We start from the raw sequence: 3,995 nt of genomic DNA, 5'->3' as shown, positions 1-3,995 counted from the left end.
TCGACGACGTGCTGAACGTCTCGGGGCACCGCATGGGCACGATGGAGATCGAGTCGGCGCTGGTGGCCAAGACGGACCTGGTGGCGGAAGCGGCGGTGGTCGGTCGCCCCGACGACCTCACCGGCGAGGCGATCTGCGCCTTCGTGGTGCTGAAGCGCCCGCGTCCCACGGGAGAGGAAGCCAAGCAGATCGCCAACGAGCTGCGCAACTGGGTGGCGCACGAGATCGGCCCGATCGCCAAGCCCAAGGACATCCGCTTCGGCGACAACCTGCCCAAGACGCGCAGCGGCAAGATCATGCGCCGCCTGCTGCGCTCGATCGCCAAGGGCGAGACGATCACCCAGGACATCACGACGCTGGAAAACCCCGCGATCCTGGAACAATTGGCCCAGACCAACTAGTCGGGCCGAAGCCGACGTGAGAAGGGCGGCCGCGGCCGCCCTTTTCTTCTTCCCCGTCCCGAATCCGCGATTCTCGCGCCGGATCGCACGGAAAACCGGCGAACTAGTTCACACGGGCCGTCCCCCTTTTGGACGGTGCGGCTCCCTCTGCGGCGCGTGAGCATGCGCTCATGGACACGCAGTACCGCCCCACCGGGTCCGCCGCCCGCGCGCTCGCAACACCGGCCGCAGCCGCCTTTTGCCTGGCCCGGCGGCGCCCGCAGATGGCGCTGTTCGCCCTCGGGCTGGCCGGGCTGTCCGCCGCCGCGGTGGGCCACGTGCGCTGGTTCACCCGCGTGGCGGAGTCGCATGCCATCCCGGTGGGGCCGGGGACGCTGATCGCATCCCCCACCTTCCTGATGCTGCTGGCCGCCACCCTGGGCGTGATGGCGCTGGTGCAGCGGGTGGACCGCTGGCTGGTGCAGCGCGGCAACGTCGTGGCGCGGCTGGCGCAGCGCACCCAGCCCTCGATGACGCGCGCGGCCGCGCTGCTGGTGCGCATCGGCCTGGCGCTCTACCTGGCCGGCCTGGCGCTGCTCTTCGCCGACGCGCCCGTGACCCTGGCGCCGGACCTGCACGCGCCCGGCGCCTGGATCGCGCCGCACCAGTTGCTGCTGGCGGCCTGCTTCCTCTCGCGCCGGACCGTCGTCGCCGGCTGCGCCGGGCTGCTGGCCCTGTTCGCGTTCTCGGTCCACCAGTTCGGCTGGGTCCGGATGGTGGACTACCACTTCTTCCTCGGCGTCTGCGCCTTCCTCGTGCTGGACGGAACGGATGCGCCCCGCTGGCGCCGGATCGGCCTGGCGATCTTCCGCCTCACGGTGGCCACCAGCTTCATGTGGGTGGGCATCGAGAAGTGGATCCATCCCGCCTGGACGCAGGACGTGCTGCAACACCGGCTGCCCGTGCTGCTCCTGGGGCAGTCGCCGGAGTTCGTCGCCATGGCCGCGGGCTTCGTGGAGGTGGCGCTGGCCTTCCTGATCCTGCTGGGCGGCGTGTCGGCGCAGCTCGGTGCGATCGCGCTGATGCTGCTGGTCTCCAGCGCCATTCCGCTGGCGGGCGTGGTGGACGCGGCCGGCCACGTGGCGATGCTGTTCTTCCTGCTGGTGCTGGCCGGCACGGGCAACGGCCTGGCGGGGCTGGTGCAGCGCGTGGTGCCCGCGGATGCGCTGGGCGCCGTCTGCCGCTTCACCATCGTCGTCGCGGGCGTGACGGGGCTCTATTTCCTGGCCCACTCCCTGGGTGCCGGGCGCGGGCGCGCGCCGGACTGGCCGCAGCTGCGCATCGCGCTGGCCTGGGCCGCGGTGCTGGCCGTGTGGCTGGCCCACCTGGTGTACGCGTGCCGGCAGCCGCTGCGAGGTCCCGCGCCGGCTTCGAGATCCCGGATCGCGCCGGGCTGAGCGATCCCCGGACGAAGAAAAGCCCGCCGAAGCGGGCTGGGTCGCGCCGGAGGCGGCTTACTTCAGGGTGAGCACCCAGGCGGCGAGCTTCTTCGCCTCGGCGTCGTTCACCTGCGCGTTGGCGGGCATGGGCACGGGGCCCCAGACGCCGGCGCCGCCCTTCATGATCTTGGCGGCGAGCCGGTCCACCGCGTCCTTCTGGCCGGCGTACTTGGCGGCCACGTCCTTGTAGGCGGGGCCGACCAGCTTCTTGTCGATGGCATGGCAGGCCATGCAGTTCTTGGCCTGGGCCAGCGCCTGGTCGGCCAGCGCCGGCGCGGAAATGGCGGCCAGGGCAGCCAGCACAAACAGGGCACGTTTCATGGGGGAGTCCTCTCGCTTGAGTTACAGTCCTTCAACGGTATTGTACGGACAGGCGTTGACCCCGCCAGCCGTCGACTTTTTGGCAATGAACGCGGAGGCCACATGCTGTTCCTGGGGTTGGGCGTCGTCCTGTTGCTTCTGAAGTACCTGGAGATGGGCCCCGTCGCCGCCTGGTCCTGGTGGGTCGTGCTCGCGCCCTTCGCCCTCGCCGTCGCGTGGTGGACGTGGGCCGACTGGTCCGGCTACACGAAGAAGAAGGCCGTCGAGCGCGAGAACGCGCGCAAGCAGGCGCGCATCGACCGCCAGCGCGAGCAGCTCGGGCTGGGCACCAAGAAGTCCGGCCGGCGCTGAGAAGTCCGGCCGGCGCCGGGTACGCTCAGGGCTTGGCGGCGCCGTCGCCCAGCTCGGGCGCGTGCTTGCGCTTCAGCGGGCTGAGGGCCGGGCCCTCGATCACGGTGCCGTCGGGGCGGAAGCGGCTGCCGTGGCAGGGGCAGTCCCAGCTCGTCTCCACGCTGTTCCAGTGCACCTTGCAGCCCACGTGCGTGCACACCGGCGAGACCGCGAACAGCTCGCCGTCGGGCGCGCGCCAGGCGGCGAAGGTCTCGCCCTCGGCATCGACGATCGCGCTGTCGCCCGCCTTGAGCTCCGAGAGCTTCTCGTTCTGCCGCTTCGTGAGGTAGTCCTTCACCAGCTGCGACACCACCAGCACGTTCTCCTCCAGGATGCTCTTGCCGCCCTTCAGCGGCGACAGGCGTCCCGGCTTCACCAGGTCGGCGAAGGCGGACCGGTGTCCCAGCAGCTCCGCGGCGATCAGGCGCGCGGCCACCGTGCCCCAGGTGAGTCCGTCGGTGGCGAAGCCGGTGGCGATGAAGCAGTCGGAGTGGTTGCGGCCGATGTAGGGCAGGCCGTCGGCGCCGCGGTAGTTCTGGGCCGACCAGCGATGGGTGATCGGCCGCTCGCCGAAGATCTTCTTCGCCTGGTTCTCCAGCGCGATCAGGCCTGCCGTGGCGTTGTGGATGCCGACCTTGTGCTCCTGCCCGGCGCAGACCAGGTAGTGGCGGTCCGCGGCCTGCAGGGTGCGGATCGACAGCCGGTCCGCGGCCTTCCACCAGAAGGTGCCGGGCCCGGGGGGCGCGCCGGCCAGCCACTCGAAGGCGATGGCGTATTCGCGGTGCACCGGCATCTCGGTGTGCACCAGGTGCACGCCCTTGGGCGAGTGGGTCGCCAGCACGATCTCTTTCGCCGTCACGCTGCCGGAGGCGGTGACGGCGCGCTTGGCCTTGGCGTCGATCTCCAGCACCCGCGAGTGCTCGTGGAGGATGGCGCCGGCCTCCGCGGCGCGGCGCGCCAGCGCGGCCACGTAGGCCTGCGGCTGGAACTGCGCCTGGTTGTGCAGCACCAGTGCGTCGCCCTCGACCGGCGGCAGCGGCGCCGGCACGGCGGTGGTGCGCTCGACGGCGCAGCCGGCGGCGGCGAGCGCCTCGAACTCCTTGCGGATCGCGTCGTTGTTCGCCTTGTCCGCCCACTCCACCAGGTCGCAGCGCCGGAAGCCCACGTCGGGCAGCAGCCGGCAGCGCTCCTCGATGAAGTTCACGGCCGTGCGCCGTTCCTCGACGACCCGGCGCGCCACGTCGGCGCCCCACTTGGCGGCGATTTCGCGCAGCCCGCTGGAGACGGTCTCGTACAGGTTGCCGGTGGAGTTGCCCGTGGTGCCGGAGCCGATCTGGTCGGCCTCGAGCAGCACCACCCTGGGCGGATTGGGTGTCTTCTGCTCGGCGAGCAGGTCCGCCAGCGT

The 3,995-nt window shown here is 71.2% G+C and carries 5 protein-coding genes; 3 read left to right on the top strand and 2 right to left on the bottom strand.

Features of this window, described 5'->3' with window-relative positions:
- Together VFM98_RS04525 and VFM98_RS04520 are read left to right on the top strand one after the other, a co-directional pair.
- Window positions 1-401, top strand: a 401-nt coding sequence (locus VFM98_RS04525; protein WP_414708980.1) for an AMP-binding enzyme, incomplete at its 5' end; no start/stop codon positions are given.
- 170 nt (window positions 402-571) lie between these two features.
- Complete coding sequence (locus VFM98_RS04520; protein ID WP_325108705.1) at window positions 572-1,837, top strand: hypothetical protein; 1,266 nt, start codon at window positions 572-574, stop codon at window positions 1,835-1,837.
- 57 nt (window positions 1,838-1,894) lie between these two features.
- On the opposite strand, the gene VFM98_RS04515 is transcribed toward VFM98_RS04520, so the two are convergent.
- Window positions 1,895-2,200 carry a c-type cytochrome gene (locus VFM98_RS04515; protein ID WP_325108704.1) on the bottom strand — a complete coding sequence of 102 codons (306 nt, stop codon included), beginning with the start codon at window positions 2,198-2,200 and terminating at the stop codon, window positions 1,895-1,897.
- Window positions 2,201-2,302: 102 nt separating this feature from the next.
- Between VFM98_RS04515 and VFM98_RS04510 the strand changes: the two genes are divergently transcribed.
- Window positions 2,303-2,551 (top strand): TIGR04438 family Trp-rich protein, encoded by a 249-nt coding sequence (locus tag VFM98_RS04510; protein WP_325108703.1) that lies wholly within the window; start codon window positions 2,303-2,305, stop codon window positions 2,549-2,551.
- 25 nt (window positions 2,552-2,576) lie between these two features.
- On the opposite strand, the gene VFM98_RS04505 is transcribed toward VFM98_RS04510, so the two are convergent.
- Window positions 2,577-3,995 (bottom strand): FAD-dependent oxidoreductase (locus VFM98_RS04505; protein ID WP_325108702.1); only part of this gene is annotated, 1,419 nt, incomplete at its 5' end.

Source organism: Ramlibacter sp., assembly GCF_035706265.1.
In the GTDB taxonomy this organism is placed as follows: domain Bacteria; phylum Pseudomonadota; class Gammaproteobacteria; order Burkholderiales; family Burkholderiaceae_C; genus Ramlibacter.
This window is presented reverse-complemented; position numbering and strand designations above follow the sequence as displayed.